The sequence below is a fragment of the Aquimarina aquimarini genome (assembly GCF_900299535.1).
In the GTDB taxonomy this organism is placed as follows: domain Bacteria; phylum Bacteroidota; class Bacteroidia; order Flavobacteriales; family Flavobacteriaceae; genus Aquimarina; species Aquimarina aquimarini.
The window spans coordinates 191,323-208,001 of sequence record NZ_OMKE01000009.1 but is presented as its reverse complement, the minus strand read 5'-3'; the positions used below and the strand labels follow the sequence as shown (position 1 = coordinate 208,001).

Here is a 16,679-nt window from a genome sequence, read left to right as displayed (position 1 = left end):
TGTTTATTTAAATTGATTTTGTTGTTATAATTGAGATAATATTTCTTGCTTTTTCTGCTTATACTCTTGTTCATCGATCAATCCAGCATCAAATATTTTTTTCAATTTTTCAAGTTTTTGAATAGGGTCATCACTAGCGGGTTGAGCAGGAGGGGGAGTGTTTTGTTGTTGAGGGGTGTTTTGTTGCTGTTGTGTCTGATTTTGTTGTGGATTTATCATATTGCCCAGCACTTGTCCCATTCCTAACCCAGCACCCATTTGCATTCCTATATTACCACCTCCTTCATTTTTTGCCATGTTTTTTAAAGCTTCGAGTTGTTGGTAATCTTGGTAGCTTACTCCTAATTCTTTCATAGCTTGTGCTTCTGCACTCATATCAGCAATTCGACCAATTCGAGTATTGGTTTCTTCATCAAAATTGGTGCCTTCTATTCTAAAATCGAGTAGTTCAAAACCTAGTTCTTCAAAAATCTGAATACTTGCATTTTGACTAAACGAAGCAATCTCATTTCGGTTCTTGTCAATTTCGGTATAACTAAATGAAGCATTTGCCAGATAATCACTTATAGGTTGTGTGATTCTTGATAGAATTACTTTTTGTATTGCTTTTACGGGGTAGTAATCAATACCAGCAATTACATTAGTAAAAAACTCTACAGGTTTTGTAATCTTGAAAGAGAAATTACCAAAAGCTCCTAATCCCACAGGGAAATTATAAATAGGGTCTTTATAAGTAATAGGTGAAGGGGTTCCCCAGCGGATGTTTTGCATCTCTGCTTTTCTGTAAAAGAAAATACCAACTTTATGGCGAGATTCAAAAGAATACATAATATGTTTGATCGTTGTCCAGAAAGGGATGTTGTCTGTTTTAAGATCATACATACCTTCTTGGTCAAAATAGCCCTCTACCTTACCTTCATAAACAAAAAGGCATCCTTGTCCTGGGCCTATAATTAATTTAGAAGCATTTTTTATTTCATCCCCATTTTCTGTCCATTTTTCAAAGAGAGTTTCTGGGGCAGGGTTTTTCCATTCTATTATAGAACGTAATTGACTTTTAAGTGAATCTAACATGTTTTTGGGTTTATGAGTATTAATAAAAACTAATCTATAAGAGCCATTTTGGCAATTAAGTCTTTTTCATAACGATCATTGTATTCTGGGATGATCTCAATTCTTTTTTTCAAGAAAGCTTCTACATATTTTTGATATTCAGAAGTCAATTCTTCTTTTTTATAAACCTTTTTGTTATGCAGGTAGTTTTGAAACTTGTAGTGCTCGTATTGAAGATAATGTTGTAGAGCGGCTTCTTCTCCCAAAGCATCTAGGGTAAAGTGTTCTACATTACGGGCTTTGGTTCCTGGCTCAAATGTGTTTACAGTTTGACAATATTCGCAGGTACAATAATATGATCTGAAAAAATTGTCTTTTACAGGCAGTTTGGCCTGACATTGAGTGCAACAAAAATCTTTTGATAATATGTCTTTTACAGCAACTAATAATGTGTTGGCAACATTAGAAAATATTTTTACTTCATAGGACTTTAGTTTTTGTTCGAGATCAAATTTGATCAAGAGTCCTTTATTTCGTTCTTGGTTTAATGGTTTAGAACCAAATTCTATACCTACATTTTCAAAAGTTTCTTGAACTTTTTCATACCAGGTATCTTCTATTTTATAGATAAGGTCACTAGCTTGTGAGTATATCCCTTGCCATGCATTTAAAAATGTATTGACTTCTAAATCTGTTGCTTCAAATACTAAGGGCAATGCTACTTCTGCTTTGTCTAATATTTCTTCAAATCGTTTTGTGATTTTGTTTAAGAAAGTGTCCCATCTATTTTGTGTTTCATCAAAAGACATATCGTAAAAAAAGAATTATATTTTAATAAAATTGGTTTCCACAGAAGTCACAATATTGGAGATTAGTATCTTCTGGTCTTGCAGCACCACAGCTTTTACATTTCTTGGTTTCTAGACCTGCATTAGCTTCTTTATGTTTTTTTGTGGAAGACAAGGCATTGGCTAAAATATCATCAAGAAAATCTTTTTGAGTATCTTCTTTTTTAGAGTTTTTGTTGTTGTTTTCCTCCATTTTTTGGTTTTAATATGTAGAATAAAAATAGGTTATTCCTATATTTTAAAGCTAAAAAAAATATAGGAATAACCATTGGGGGCAAAACTATTCAACTATAATTTTATAGTCCTTTTTTTAACTCACTGATAGTCTTAGCCATTACTACTCCAGGTAGTTTGATAGGAGCTGCAACTTCTGCTAAGAAAGTACCTTTTACCACACCTCTTTTGTATGTAGTAAAACCTATACGGTATAGTCCAACAGTAAGTGCTTTGGTAGGGTTACCAGCTTCACTTTTGTATCTTAATAATGAGTTATAGCTGCTTCCGCTTGGTTGTTTTGGCATCTCACTACTATCATCATTACGCTCTAAAGTTACCCAATTAGCACTTTTTACAGCGTCGTCACTAATTTTATCTTTGCTGATGATATCAGAACGCTCTAATGTAATGTAAGTATCAAAGTACTCAGAAGATTTAGCATTTTCTGTATATGCAGCTGATTTTATAGCTTTTTTGATTTTAGTTTTTCCTACAGGAGACATCATTCTGATACCTAATTCTGGAGCAACAGCAGGAACCCATACATAGATGTAATAGAATTTTTTATCATCTTTTACTTCATCCTCGTTACCTGGAGATGCATATCCTAAATAAGATACTACATCTGTGTAAGGTACTTTTATCGTTTTTGGTCCTATCTTTTTTTCGATAGAGCTACCAAACTTCTTTAGCTTTTGCGCTTGGCTATTAAAACTACTTCCGAAAGCTAAGATTACGGCTAGGATTACAATTTTTGTTTTCATTATTCGAATTTATATATTAATTGTTAATTAACTGTTTTATTGTTCTAGTTTAAAAGTAACCGTTACAAATTGTTTTTGAACCTCTTGTGGTTTATACATATTGATGTACTGCATTTTATTACTAGAATCTTCAATTTTTATAATATCTCCCAACTTTGTATTGAGATTTTCAGCTATTTTTTGAGCTTTTTTCTTTGCGTCTTCAATTGCAGTTTGTGTAAGAGCAACCAATTCTGTATTTGTTTTTTCTTTGGCTATAGCTTCTACTTGTGTAATTGTCAACCCATTCATTTTTTGCCCAATAATTTTAATCATTTCTTCTTCAGAGGATGTTGAATAATTGTAATAGGATACATCGTTTACCTGAGAATAAGATGAGTATAGCTGATAAAGCGTGTTTTTACTAAACTTACTGAAATCAACTCCTATAGCTTTTAATTTATCTGCATATAATTGTTCTACTTCTGATAAGCTTTTGGGCTCTAGTTGTTGATAACCATCAGCAACAATTTGTTTTAGCGAAATGGTAAGGAAATAATTCTCAATTTCTACCTGTTTGCCTGCTTCTCCTACAATAGTTAGCGTTTTGCTATTTTCTTGAGAAAATACAGAAGTGACTGTAAGTAAGAGTATAAAAACTAGCTTTTTCATTGTTTTGTTTTTAGTAAGGTAAGAATGATAATACAATCATTAATGCTCCTATAATTAATCCTAAAACTCCTAATTTTCCTTGTTTTGGAGCTATTTTTTCTCTTAGAGCGATCGCTTTTTCTTTAGCAGCTTCATTTTTAGATAATACAAGCTTGTTGATCATTCCAAAACCTAACATAAATCCTAATATTGCTTCAACTGCGTTTCCAGCTAAATAAACAGTCCATCGTACAGGAAATGAAGCAAACCAACCTAGGCCTAAAATAGAACTGATTACTCCCCATATTCCCCAGAAACAGAATACTAGTCCGATCCACCCTTGGTAAGGTTCGATTTTTTCAAGAAGTTCTTTTGCATTTGGCTTTTTTGATAACAATAAAGATGGTACTGCTATAATACTTAATAAAATTAATGTGATTCCCCAAGTCATGATTTTTGGTTTTTAAGGGTTAGTATTTATTTTTTTGTGATGTGATAGTCTTCATATATCTGTTTTTTTGATACTTGTTTTGATGACTAATAATCACAGTGCAAAGATGCAGGAGAAGTCACCCGAGGAAAACACCTTTTATAGTGAAATGTACTACCCTGAAAACAGGGGGTTGTTTGATGGATTATGTATAGGGTTTCTTGTTAAGGTGTTGGTTGTTATTTGTTTAGGTTGTTTTTCTGAAATATTGTATTTCTATCTGTAGAGGAGGTAATTTATAACAAGTTTATAATGTGATTTTATAATAAAGGAATATAATACCAATTCTTAATTGAAATAAAGAGGTTGTAAAGTGAAAAAAGAAGAAGATTAATGATGTTATTCATAGTTCTTATTTATTGATTAAAATATTATTTGTATGATTTATTTAAATCACTGTTTTCAGTGATTTTTATTAAAAGAAAGCGGTATAGTTTTGCCCCAAAATATAATTAACATGACTTGGGTGAGATGTAATTTCGGGATTAATTCAAAAATACAGACGATATGTTTTCTATTGTTTTGTAGTTCTTTTGTGTCATTTGGGCAGGGGTGTCCAGATGTGCAAATATCAGACACAAATGACACGCATCGTTTTAGTAAGGAAGGGAAAAATGAAACAGATGATATGGGAGAATCTGTTAGTGAGTTAGGGGATGTAAATGGAGATGGGATCTCAGATATTATTGTAGGAGCCCCTGGAGTTGATGATGGTACTGTAGAGAATATAGGTGAGGCTTATGTTGTTTTTGGGGGTACTGGTATTACTTCTGCTTCTGTCGACATTAATACGCTAGATGGTACGAATGGTTTTGTGGTAAGGGGTATTGTTACTGGTGAACGATTAGGATATAGTGTAAGTAGGGCGGGAGATATTAACAATGATGGACTGGAAGATGTTTTAATAGGTACCTACTCTAATGATGTGATCATTATATTTGGTAGCACTACTGGTTTTTTGCCACTTTACACAAGATCAGATATTGATGGTGTAAATGGTATTCTTGTAGAAGATACTAATTCACATCAAAATGTAAGTAATGCAGGAGATGTAAATAGGGATGGAATTGATGATATTATAATTGGAGGTGCTTTATCTACTTCTGGTAAAGCTTATGTTGTGTATGGAAGTCCGACTATTGGGAACATAAATAGTGCAGATTTAGATGGTACAAATGGATTTGTTATACAGGGATTTTCTGGAAGTTTTAGATGGGATGGTATACAGGTAAGTAATGCAGGAGATATAAATAATGATGGAGTAGAAGATTTGGTTTTGGGGTTTCCAAGGTATAATGAAGGTGCAACTAGGGCAGCAGGAAGAGTAGCCATTATTTTTGGGAGAAACACCAATTTTGCAGCAACTTTTGAGTTGTCTACTTTAAATGGAACTAATGGCTTTTATATAACAGAAGATATAGAATATGAGTCCTTAGGTAATTCTGTAGCTCCAGCAAAAGATTTTAATAATGATGGGATTGATGATCTTGCTATTGCAAGTTCTAGAAAAGCATATGTGCTATACGGTAAAAATACTACTTTCTCTACTTCGTTTAGATTATCGGATTTGCCTGATGGAGACAAATTTGTTTTTGAAGCAGGGTGGTATTTGTATCCATATAGAATTTCTGATTTAGATGGATTATCAGATGTTAATAGTGATGGGATTACAGATTTAATAGTGTCTGTTCCTCATTGGGATGGGTATGCAAGAAGCGGAGGAGCTTATATATTATACGGGGGAACTGCACTTCCTAATAAATTACAAAGTTTAGAGCTTAAGGGAACCAACGGATATCAGATTTTTGACGATCAAAGGTATAGTTATAAGGGGTTTGGCCACTCTGTAAGTAATGCAGGAGATTTTAATAATGATGGGGTTAATGATTTTATTGTAGGAGAAAAACTAAATAATAGCGATACATATAGAACAAAAGGTGCATTTCATGTTTTTTTTGGCAATACACTAGATGTTATTGATACAGAAGATCCAATAATAAACTGCCCAAGTGGTGTTCAAGAATTATATACAAATACGCCTTTACCTAATTATATACAGTTTTTAGCATCAGCAACAGATAATTGTAGCTATAACACAGATATGGTATATACGCAAACTCCTCCAGAAGGAACTTTATTTACCTCAAATACAAGTGTCACCATAACAGTAACAGACAGATCTGGTAATACAGGCTTTTGCTCATTTACAGTAAATCTAAAAACCAGTTCAGAAGAAATAGATTGTAGCACCACAAATTTTTCTATCAGTAACCTTAATGGTACAAATGGTTTTACGTTATATGGAGAAGGACCCCATAGTGAGACTGGTTATGATGTGAATACTGCGGGAGATGTTAATAACGATGGGATTGATGATTTTATAGTAGTAGCAAAAGGAGATGTTGTTAATTTTACTGGCCCATATAGAGGATATCATATTAATGTTATTGGAGGTGTTTATATAGTATTTGGAACAACTTCTGGGTTTCCTTCAAACATATTTTTAAAGGATTTGAATGGTTCAGATGGTTTTAAAATAAGTAATGAATTAATCCCTTATGTTAAAACAGGTAGTGATAATCATTTTTATAAAGCAGATACTGCAGGAGATGTTAATAATGATGGTATAGACGATATTATATTGAGTGAGCCCTTTCGTAGAAGTGATAGTGGTGGGTATAGAGCAGGAGCTGTATATGTTATTTTTGGCTCGTCATCAGGGTTTACACCAATAGTAGATTTATCAACTATTGATGGTACAAATGGTTTTGTGATAAAAGGGATAAATCAAGAATTTTTAGGAATTGATCTAGATAATTTAGGAGATGTAAACGGGGATGGAATTGATGATGTAATTATCGCAAATAGCTCTAATGATTCACGTAATATAAAAGGAAAATGTTTTATTGTATATGGATCAGGATCGGGTTTTCCTGCTAGTATTAAAACAGATGAAATTAATGGAGTTAATGGGTGCGTTATTACAAATAGTGGAACGTCTTTGCATGTAGTAGGCCGTTCTGTAGCTAATGTTGGAGATGCAAATGGAGATGGGATCAATGATATAGTAATTGGAGGTAACACCAATAGAAAACATGTTGTATTTGGAAGATCATCAAATTACCCTGCAACACTAAATGTGGAAGATTTAAATGGTGCTAATGGTTTTGCAGTGACACATTCTGTTGTTGATATAACCTATGCAGAAGTAGGTGCAACAGATGATATAAATAATGATGGTTTTAAAGATATATCTTTTAGAAATCAATTTGTTTTGTTTGGGAAAAATACTTTTTCTGCTGAGCTAGATTTAGCAACTCTTGATGGAACTAACGGTTTTTCATTTTCTTCAAATTTAAATCTGCTTAATCATATAGGAGATTTTAATAATGATGGATATCAGGATTTAATCATTAAAGGTAGCTCTTCTACAGGAGGAGTTCTTTATGGTAAAGCTACTTGGGAAGCTACTGTTCCTGCAAGTTTTGGAGCTCATACGTATGGATTTGGGATAAATGAATTTTCAAGTTATTCAATAAAGGGGGCTGGAGCTTATGCTGGAGATGTTAATAATGATGGAATCGATGATCTTATTATAGGGAGATACCGTCGATATGCGTATAACTATTTAGTGAATAGTGATCCTGGGTTTGCTCATGTTATTTTAGGGAAAAACATCCCAGATATTGAGGCTCCACAGATTACTACATGCCCAAGTAATCAAACATTAGTCTCAGGTTCTAATTTACCAGATTATAGAGGTTCTGTAGTTGCTACAGATGATTGTGATACGAATCTTGAGATTACTCAAAGCCCAGATGTAGGAACTTTGTTTACAGCAAATACAACAATTACAATTACTGTTAGAGATAATAGTGGAAAAGAAACTCTATGTAATTTTGAGGTAACGATACCTGGTGTCGATACAGAAGACCCAACAGCTAGTAATCCAGTATCAATTAATGTGCAATGCATAGCAGATGTTCCAACACCAGATCCATTGGTAGTTACAGATGAGGCAGATAATAGTGGTGCTATCCCAACTGTTGCTTTTGTAAGTGATGTGAGTGATGGAGGGAGTAATCCGGAGGTTATCACAAGAACCTACAGTGTGACTGATGATGCTGGGAACAGTATAAATGTTATTCAAACCATTACGATTAATGATACTTTAAATCCAACAGCAAGTAATCCATCTGCAATTACAGTAAGTTGTGCTACAGATATACCTGCTCCTGATATTGCAGTAGTTACTGATGCGGCTGATAATTGTGGTTCTCCTGTGGTTGCATTTGTTGATGATACCACGACAGGAACTATAGTTTTACGTAGATATAGTGTAACAGATGGTGCAGGGAATAGTATAAATGTCACTCAGACAATTACGATTAATGATGCTGTAAACCCTACGGCAAGTATCCCATCTGCAATTACAGTAAGTTGTACTACAGATGTACCTACTCCTGATATTGCAGTAGTTACTGATGCAGGTGATAATTGTGGTTCACCCGTGGTTGCATTTGTTGATGATGTGACAACTAGCAATACAGTATTGCGCACCTATAGTGTAACCGATGGTGCAGGAAATAGTATTGATGTGGTGCAAACTATTACCATTTCAGATACAGAACGACCAACAATAGATTGTTTGAGCAATCAATCTCTGGATAGTGGAGCTGTATTGCCTGATTACACTAGTTTAGTGACTGTTTTGGATAATTGTGATAATTCACCAGTAGTAACTCAATCGCCTGTAGAAGGATCACCGTTTGTAGATGGAATGACAGTAGAGATGACTGTAACAGATACGTCTGGAAATAGTAATCAATGTAGTTTTATAATCACAACAACGATTGTAGATATCGATGGACCTGCAATATCAGGATGTCTTACAGATCAGGAACTTTCTTGTGATGCATTTTCTGTTCCTGATTACCGTGGGTTACTTACTGTGGTAGATACTATAGATCCTAATCCAATAATTATACAAACTCCTCGCGCAGGAAGTCCTATTGTAGATGGAATGCAGATAACCATTACGGCAACCGATGCAAGTGATAATAGTTCAGATTGTGTGTTTAGAGTATATCAACAAGAAGAAACCGTAGAAGCAGGAGAAGATCAGGATATTAGAGAGGGAGAAACAGTACAATTACGGGCAGAAGGAACTTCTGCAGGTACATATAGTTGGAGTCCGTCTATAGGGCTAAGTGCTTCTGATATCGCAAATCCAATAGCAAACCCAAATCAGACAGTAATTTATACTGTAGTGTTTACCAATAATCAGGGGTGTGTTACAGAAGATTCTATTACGGTTTCTGTAGCGTCTCGACCAGAAGATCAGACCAGGTATGGGTTTTCTCCAGATGGTGATGGGATTAATGAATACTGGGAAATTTATGGTATTGAGGAATATCCAGATAATAAAGTATCAATTTATAATCGATGGGGAGATTTGGTATATGAAACAGAAGGATATGATAATAATGCAAAAACCTTTAAAGGAATAGCAAATAGGAAAAGAAGTTTAGGAGGAGATGAATTGCCAGAAGGAACCTATTTCTTCGATATAAAAATAAATGGTTCACATAACTTGAGAAAAGAAACAGGGTTTCTGGTTTTAAAACGATAACTGATGAAAAAAGTGTATGTAATAATAGCAGTAACGCTATTAACGGGGTTCTTATGTCCAATCTTTGGGCAGCAAACACCTGTCTTTGCAAATTATAATTACAATACAGTCGTGATAAATCCAGCTCATGCAGGGTTTTATCCAGATGCTGATATTACTATAACCAATAGAGGATATTTAAACCATATTGAAGGTAGCCCTAGAAATATAGGATTGACATTTAATTCATCGTTAAACTCTAGTAATATGGGATTAGGAGCAGGGGTTGTTAGTGATCAAGTGGGAGTTACTACGGCTACAAGTCTGTTTGCATCATATTCATATAAGTTGGTTTTTGATCATAATTATAATAAAGCAAGATGGTGGTCTTACAACCCTAATGTTCTTTCTTTTGGGATTACGGGAGGAGTGATGCTTTATGATGAGAATTTACTAGAATTAGGTATTCAGAATGATCCTAATTTTGCAAATAATATTAATACAGTTGTTCCTACTTTGGGAGCTGGCGTTTTATATAATAGAGAGCATCTCTATGTAGGTATTTCTGCTCCTAATTTATTGGGAGGTTCATTATCTTCAGAGAATAATATTAATATCAAAAGCCCTTTTTATGCATATGCGGGATATCGTTTTTTTGCGACTCGTTTTGAAGAGGTTTTGATCACTCCAAGCATCTTGATCAAACATGTATCAGGAGCTCCCGTTCAAGCTGATTTTAATACAACGATAAATTACAAAAACAAAATAGAAGTAGGGGCTGGATACAGAACGAGTACATCAATGAATTTTCTAGCAGGGTTTTATGTGTCAAACCATTTGCGACTACTTTATAATTATAATCGTACGCTACGAGATACTCCTATTAATAATACACATGGTATTGTTTTGAGTTATCGTATGGGAGACGGATTTGGAAAATAGGAAATAATGAATATGTCTTGATCAAAAGATAGATATTAGCTTTGTAACATAGATTATAAAGTATGTTTTATAAATCATCATAAGGGTAAATGAATGTAACACGCATAAAACATATAAGGAATAGGTTTTTAGTAATACTAGTTCTTGTGTGTGGTATGACTAAATTTAACCTTTATGAAAAAATGTTTTTTAATTACTTTATTTTTTTTGACCTTTTATTGGAATAGTAAAGCAAATCCTCCTGACCAAATAACAACAATAAGAATAGTTGATGTAAGTAATGTATCACGGAATAATGTATTAGCGACCTTTGGACATGTTTTTAAAGAAGGAGACGTTCCGCAAGGAAGCTATTTGCAGGCGAAATTAAGTGCAGGAGAAGTGATAGATTTACAAGTAGATGTAAAGGCAACTCATAAGGACGGTTCCTTGCGTCATGCAGTTATAACTTGTGAAATACCATTTTTAGCTGCTAAAGAAAGCGTAGTAATCATTTTATCCAATCAAGGACAAGTTGATGCAAATACTGGAATAACACTACAGAAACTTTTAGAAACTGGATACGATACTTCAATACATATAACATTGGAGGGACAGTTATATACTAGTTCTGCGAAAGAACTTTTGCAAAAATCATTTGCAATTCAAGAAGAAAAAAAATGGTTAGAAGGTAAGTTAGTTACCGAATGGCATGTTTCTGCACCTATAGAGAATGGTAATGGAGGTATACATCCTCATCTAACAGCACGATTTTATATTCGTGCTTATGAACTTGATAAGGTTCGAACAGATGTTGTTATAGAAAATAATTGGACGTATGTGGCGGATCCAAAAGGCTTTTTGTATGAGGTAGAGATTAAATCAAACTCAAACATTCTTTATAGTAAAAAAGGGTTAAGTCATACGCATCATGCTAGGTGGAGAAAAGTTTTTTGGTGGGGAGATAAAAATAACGTTCATGTTGATTATAATATTTCTTATTTTTTAGAAACACGTGCAATACCCAATTATGATCAAAGTATTATAATTTCAGAAACAGCTTTAGCTGGTATGGAAGATTCTTTTGAACCCATGGATAATGGTAATTTAACTAGTTATATGCCTAGAACTGGACAGCATGCTGATATCGGACCTCTTCCTGATTATGGGGCTAGATATATGTTGACAATGGATTCAAGGGCTTATTTTAATACATTGGCAAACGGAAACTCAGGAGGGGCATATCAAATACATTTTCGAGATAAAAATACTGATTTACCTGTTTCTATAGATGATTATCCTTATATAGGAATACGTAGGATTTCGGATACACGCAATCCATCTACAGGAAAGTATGAAGTACCTGCAAATCAAGGTGTAGGTTTTTATGCTATTACTAATGGGTTAAGTAGGCATACACCAGATAGTGATCATCAGCCTTCTATAGCTTATTTGCCATACTTGATAACTGGTGATTATTTTTATTTAGAAGAATTACAATTTTGGACAACATACAATTTTATGAATTTGGCTGTAGGCTATAGAGGTATGTCAAAAGGGTTGTATAATAAGGGTCAGGTAAGAGGACAAGCATGGAACATGAGGACCTTAGGTCAAACAGCGTATATAACACCGGATAATCATACATTAAAAAAATATTTTGAAGAAAAACTGAATAATAATTTGAGAGAATACAAAAGACAATATGTGGATAATGTAAATAGCAATACATTGCATGTTATCAATCCTACTGATGAGGTGTTGTTATCACCATGGCAAGATAATTTTTTTACATGGACAATGGGGTATATCAATGGATTGGGCTATAATAATGCATTGTCAGTTTTAAGGTGGAAAACTGTTTTCCCTGTCGGAATTATGACTCCTCCTTTTTGTTGGCTAAAATCTAGTAGTTATACTTTTGATTATGTTGATGCATCGGGCAGAGAGGCAGAAAACTTTAGTGAATTGTATGATTTAAACTATAGTAGTGCAGATAAATGTGAAGGGTTAGAGATGAATGGCTATCCAGAAAGCCCTACAGGATATGGAGCTAATATGCAACCTGCATTAGCTGCTTCTGTAGATGCAGAAACTGATGGAGCCTTTGATGCATGGGCACGTTATTTAAGCAGATTACCAAAACAAGATTATACAAGTTCTCCTCAATTTGCTATTGTGCCTTATGAAGTAACCAATCCTGATCCAGATACTGAACCACCAAGGATAAGTTGTATAAGTGAGCAAGAATTAATTTGTGAAGCCCTTCTTGTTCCTGATTATACAGAATTGGTTGAAGTGACTGATAATGTAGATCCAATTCCAGTAATTACCCAAGAACCAATGGCAGGAAGTCCTATCGTAGATGGAATGCAGATAACCATTACAGCAACCGATGCCAATGATAATAGCTCAAATTGTATATTTAGAGTATATCAACAAGAAGAAACTGTAGAAGCAGGAGAAGATCAGGATATTAGAGAGGGAGAAACAATACAGTTACATGCAGAGGGGACTTCTGCAGGTGTATATAGTTGGAGCCCATCTATAGGATTAAGTGCTTCTGATATCGCAAACCCAATGGCAAACCCAAATCAGACGATAACGTATACGGTCGTATTTACCAATAACCAAGGGTGCGTTGCAGAAGATTCTATTACAGTTTATGTAACACCTCGACCAGAAGATAAGACAAGATATGGGTTTTCTCCAGATGGTGACGGGATTAATGAATACTGGGAGATTTATGGTATTGAAAACTATCCTAATAATAGAGTCTTAATTTATAATCGTTGGGGAGATTTGGTATATGAGATAGAAGGATATAATAATACCTCAAAAGTTTTTAGAGGGATAGCAAATAGAAAAAGAAGTTTAGGTGGAGATAAATTGCCAGAGGGAACCTATTTTTTTAATATAAAAATAAATGGTCCACATAACTTGAAAAAAGAAACAGGTTTTTTGGTTTTAAAACGATAAAGCATGAAAGTATGCGTAATAGTTAATACTATTAAAGAGGTTTTATGACGATATTTGGTATGCCTATTAGTTATAGAACACTATAGTTGCAATGTAGTAATAAAGACTGTCTGAAAAGACAGTCTTTTTTTTAGTTCTCTATATTTACATTAAACTCACATTTTTAGTTAGAGATATTAATGAAAAATAGAAGAGAAAGAAAAAAGAACTTTTTTACATAAACAAAGAAACTTCTAATCACTTGATAATACAATAGATTTTCTGTCTCTGAAAACTATGCCTTTTTTAAGAAACAGCTTATGTTTGCAAGCTTTTTTTATAAAAAGCGCGATGAATGTACCAAAAAGTGATAGTCTTTTTATGACTTTATGTATTTCATTTTTATTGCATATTTAGTCAATCCTGCAAGGTTCCTTACATTAAGTTTGGCGATTAGATTCTTTCTATAACTCTCTATTGTATGTTTACTTAAGAATAACTGATCAGCAATTTCTTGCGTAGTAAATTCTTGAGCTATAAGTGTAATAACATCTATTTCTCGTTGTGTTAATTTGATTTCTTCTTGTTTCTTTTTAGAAAATTTATTTTCGAGATATATGTTCTTTATTTCTTTAGAAAAATATTTCTCACCGCCTAATATCGTCTTTATCGCTTTTAAAAGTTCTTCTTTTTCAGCATTTTTAGGAACATAGCCATCAACATCGTGCTCAATAAGGTTATCAATCATTTCTGCATCAGTGTGCATACTAACTACTAGGGTTTTTGTACTCTTGTTTCGTTCTTTTACTATCTTATTCAGAGATATTCCATCCATTTCAGGCATAGAGATATCTGTTATAATGAGATCTATTTTTTCATCAGGGTTGATCTCTAGATATTTTGCAATATGTTTACCATCTTTGGCAGTTAGTAAGATGTTATAATCTTTTTCAGAATTTAGAATACTTAGTAGACCATCTAAAAACATTTTATGGTCATCGGCTATTATCAGGTTATATTTCATTATTATTAATTGTTATTAATGTTGGTATTTCTATATCTATTATAGTACCTCTATCAATTCTAGAATCGATATGTAAGGATCCAGATACTTTTTTTAATCTACTCTTTATATTTTCAAAACCAATTCCAGAATCATTGTTTTTTGTGTTAAAACCTACTCCATTATCTTCAAATAATACATTTAATACGTTTTCAACCAAATTTAATTGTAATTCTATAGAAGATGCTTTGGCATGTTTGATTGTATTAGTAATCAATTCTTGAATAATTTTAAAAATCTCACTCTGTAATACCTCATTCAAAACATCTATTTCTTTTCTGGGGTATACGCCAAACGAAGTGGTTAAGCTAGTTGCTCCTCCTATATTATTTAAATACTCTTCTAGAACATCGCAAAAATTATTTTTACTAAATTTCTTAGGGACTAAATTATGAGATAAATTTCGAACCTGTTGATATGTGTCATCAATTTGAGAGTTAATAATTTTTAGAGGTTGTTTGTTGCCATTAATTAAAGTATTATTAAGCTGTAGTTTTATAGCAGCTAGGTTTCCTCCAATGCTATCATGTAACTCTAGTGCAATACGTTTTCTTTCTTTGTCTTGTCCTTTTATAGAAGCTTTTATAAGTTTTAATTCTTGATCTTTTAATAAACTTGATATTTTTTGTTTGTTTATTTCTTCTTGCTTTTTATTAAGTTCACTTTGAGCCTGTAATTTTTGATAGTAAGTAAATAATAACCCAATAACTGGTACAAGTAGAATTAAAAAAGAATAAAGGATAATATTTTTGATACTTTTTTGTCTTTCTAGATTAGATTCTTGAATCTCTTGATCTTTTTTTAATAAAGTAATTTCATTACGTTTTTTTTCTGCAGCATTATGATATGACAAAATCCTGTTTTCATTTTCTTTTTTCTGTACTTCCTGTAGTAATTGTAGGTTTTTGATGGTTTCTTGTTGATGTTTTACATCTAGGGAGCGATTGGCATTTTCAATCTGCAAAAATTTAATTTCTTTTTCTTTTTGTAGCGTTTGATATCTTACTTCTAGCTCATTAATTTCTTTGTCCTTTTGCAGCTTATTAATAGAGTCTTTGATACTAAAATTTTTGGTAGCAAAATATAAAGCATTTTTATAGTTCTCTTGTTGTCTTGAGATTCTTTGAAGATTTTCATAAATAGTAGACAAATGCCCTAAATAACCAAGTTTGATAGCATCATTTAATGCAGCGGTGAATATGATTTCAGCTTCTTTGTATTTTTTGGAAGAGACTAATAAGTTCCCTATATCTATTTTTGCGGTTAAACCAAGTTGGTTAAGGTTGAACTCTTTTGCAGCTTCAATAGTTTTATTATAAAGAGATATAGCTAAATCAAGTTTTCCTTGTTCTTGTGCATTTCCTGCTAAGCTATGATTAATAAAAGCAGATGCTCTGATATCATTGTTTTTGTTTGCAAGATCAAGTCCTTTTTTGAGGTACATATCAGAAGATTCAAAATCTTTAATCTCTGAATAAATAATGGCTATGTTAATGTAACTGCCATATATAATTTCTTTGTCATCTTTGTATTGAAGGCACTCTTTAAAAAGTTCTAGAGATTTTTTTAAATCACCTAGTTCACTATAGGTGTTAGCAAGTCCATGTATATGAGTGTAATACAGGTCTTCTTCATTGAATTTTTCTGCAAATTCTATTCCTTTTAGATGCCATTTTTTGCTCTCTTGTAATAGGCCTTTGTTTTTATAATTAATAGCTAATATGTTGTAAGCTAGAGATGTTTTTTTGGCTTGTGTAGAATCATCAGCTAATTCATACTGTAATGATTTGTTTACATAATATATAGAAGAGTCAACCAGCGCTTTGTTTTGAAAATAATAGGCTAAAAGTAAATTGGCATTGGTAAGAGATTTTTTTGTTTTTAAAGTTTTGAGTAATCTGTGAACTACTTTTTTTACGTCTTTACTACCAATATTATACAATTTGTATGCTTCTGCAACTTCTTTTTTTTCTTGCTCTTCTAAAGAAGTAACTTTTGCTGATTGAGATGGAGTTACCTTATTTACTTGCGCTTTTATAGTAAAAGGAAGTACTAGTAATCCATAAGCAAAAAGAAAATGTAGAATTTTAAGCATAAGCAAATGTATTAATTATAAGAGATACTA

General features: G+C 33.0%; 11 protein-coding genes. 3 read left to right on the top strand and 8 right to left on the bottom strand.

What is annotated here, in order from left to right:
• Nucleotides 1-24: 24 nt before the first annotated feature.
• The 6 genes from DG508_RS04830 to DG508_RS04805 form a co-directional block, all read right to left on the bottom strand.
• Nucleotides 25-1,074, bottom strand: coding sequence for an SPFH domain-containing protein (locus tag DG508_RS04830; protein ID WP_108867043.1), 1,050 nt, complete (start codon nucleotides 1,072-1,074; stop codon nucleotides 25-27).
• A gap of 29 nt (nucleotides 1,075-1,103) precedes the next feature.
• Nucleotides 1,104-1,862 carry a hypothetical protein gene (locus tag DG508_RS04825; protein ID WP_108867042.1) on the bottom strand — a complete coding sequence of 253 codons (759 nt, stop codon included), beginning with the start codon at nucleotides 1,860-1,862 and terminating at the stop codon, nucleotides 1,104-1,106.
• A gap of 22 nt (nucleotides 1,863-1,884) precedes the next feature.
• Nucleotides 1,885-2,094: a hypothetical protein gene (locus DG508_RS04820; protein WP_108867041.1), complete on the bottom strand. Its 210-nt coding sequence runs from the start codon at nucleotides 2,092-2,094 to the stop codon at nucleotides 1,885-1,887.
• A 103-nt stretch (nucleotides 2,095-2,197) separates the two neighbouring features.
• On the bottom strand, nucleotides 2,198-2,881 hold the full coding sequence (locus DG508_RS04815) for a Lipl32 family lipoprotein (protein ID WP_108867040.1): 684 nt from the start codon (nucleotides 2,879-2,881) through the stop codon (nucleotides 2,198-2,200).
• A 36-nt stretch (nucleotides 2,882-2,917) separates the two neighbouring features.
• Nucleotides 2,918-3,532 carry an SIMPL domain-containing protein gene (locus DG508_RS04810; RefSeq protein WP_159090672.1) on the bottom strand — a complete coding sequence of 205 codons (615 nt, stop codon included), beginning with the start codon at nucleotides 3,530-3,532 and terminating at the stop codon, nucleotides 2,918-2,920.
• 10 nt (nucleotides 3,533-3,542) lie between these two features.
• Nucleotides 3,543-3,962 carry a hypothetical protein gene (locus tag DG508_RS04805; RefSeq protein WP_108867038.1) on the bottom strand — a complete coding sequence of 140 codons (420 nt, stop codon included), beginning with the start codon at nucleotides 3,960-3,962 and terminating at the stop codon, nucleotides 3,543-3,545.
• Nucleotides 3,963-4,458: 496 nt separating this feature from the next.
• Here DG508_RS04805 and DG508_RS04800 point away from each other — a divergent pair, with 496 nt between their 5' ends.
• From DG508_RS04800 to DG508_RS04790, 3 genes are all read left to right on the top strand, one after another.
• Nucleotides 4,459-9,633, top strand: coding sequence for a T9SS type B sorting domain-containing protein (locus DG508_RS04800; protein ID WP_108867037.1), 5,175 nt, complete (start codon nucleotides 4,459-4,461; stop codon nucleotides 9,631-9,633).
• Between the two features lie 3 nt (nucleotides 9,634-9,636).
• Nucleotides 9,637-10,554 (top strand): PorP/SprF family type IX secretion system membrane protein, encoded by a 918-nt coding sequence (locus tag DG508_RS04795; RefSeq protein ID WP_108867036.1) that lies wholly within the window; start codon nucleotides 9,637-9,639, stop codon nucleotides 10,552-10,554.
• 174 nt (nucleotides 10,555-10,728) lie between these two features.
• Nucleotides 10,729-13,512 carry a T9SS type B sorting domain-containing protein gene (locus DG508_RS04790; protein WP_108867035.1) on the top strand — a complete coding sequence of 928 codons (2,784 nt, stop codon included), beginning with the start codon at nucleotides 10,729-10,731 and terminating at the stop codon, nucleotides 13,510-13,512.
• 358 nt (nucleotides 13,513-13,870) lie between these two features.
• Here the strand turns inward: DG508_RS04790 and DG508_RS04785 are convergent, their stop codons facing one another.
• Together DG508_RS04785 and DG508_RS04780 are read right to left on the bottom strand one after the other, a co-directional pair.
• Nucleotides 13,871-14,515 (bottom strand): response regulator transcription factor, encoded by a 645-nt coding sequence (locus DG508_RS04785; RefSeq protein WP_103863751.1) that lies wholly within the window; start codon nucleotides 14,513-14,515, stop codon nucleotides 13,871-13,873.
• Nucleotides 14,505-16,649: a tetratricopeptide repeat-containing sensor histidine kinase gene (locus DG508_RS04780; protein WP_108867034.1), complete on the bottom strand. Its 2,145-nt coding sequence runs from the start codon at nucleotides 16,647-16,649 to the stop codon at nucleotides 14,505-14,507. The genes DG508_RS04785 and DG508_RS04780 overlap by 11 nt, the downstream gene beginning before the upstream one ends.
• Between the last annotated feature and the right edge of the window lie 30 nt (nucleotides 16,650-16,679).

What these genes read in the sequence shown, in the direction of transcription:
- DG508_RS04800 (WP_108867037.1), top strand. Translation starts at nt 4,459, where the DNA reads ATGACTTGGGTGAGATGTAATTTCGGGATTAATTCAAAAATACAGACG.
- DG508_RS04825 (WP_108867042.1), bottom strand. Translation starts at nt 1,862, where the DNA reads ATGTCTTTTGATGAAACACAAAATAGATGGGACACTTTCTTAAACAAA.
- DG508_RS04830 (WP_108867043.1), bottom strand. Translation starts at nt 1,074, where the DNA reads ATGTTAGATTCACTTAAAAGTCAATTACGTTCTATAATAGAATGGAAA.
- DG508_RS04795 (WP_108867036.1), top strand. Translation starts at nt 9,637, where the DNA reads ATGAAAAAAGTGTATGTAATAATAGCAGTAACGCTATTAACGGGGTTC.
- DG508_RS04780 (WP_108867034.1), bottom strand. Translation starts at nt 16,649, where the DNA reads ATGCTTAAAATTCTACATTTTCTTTTTGCTTATGGATTACTAGTACTT.
- DG508_RS04790 (WP_108867035.1), top strand. Translation starts at nt 10,729, where the DNA reads ATGAAAAAATGTTTTTTAATTACTTTATTTTTTTTGACCTTTTATTGG.
- DG508_RS04815 (WP_108867040.1), bottom strand. Translation starts at nt 2,881, where the DNA reads ATGAAAACAAAAATTGTAATCCTAGCCGTAATCTTAGCTTTCGGAAGT.
- DG508_RS04810 (WP_159090672.1), bottom strand. Translation starts at nt 3,532, where the DNA reads ATGAAAAAGCTAGTTTTTATACTCTTACTTACAGTCACTTCTGTATTT.
- DG508_RS04785 (WP_103863751.1), bottom strand. Translation starts at nt 14,515, where the DNA reads ATGAAATATAACCTGATAATAGCCGATGACCATAAAATGTTTTTAGAT.
- DG508_RS04805 (WP_108867038.1), bottom strand. Translation starts at nt 3,962, where the DNA reads ATGACTTGGGGAATCACATTAATTTTATTAAGTATTATAGCAGTACCA.
- DG508_RS04820 (WP_108867041.1), bottom strand. Translation starts at nt 2,094, where the DNA reads ATGGAGGAAAACAACAACAAAAACTCTAAAAAAGAAGATACTCAAAAA.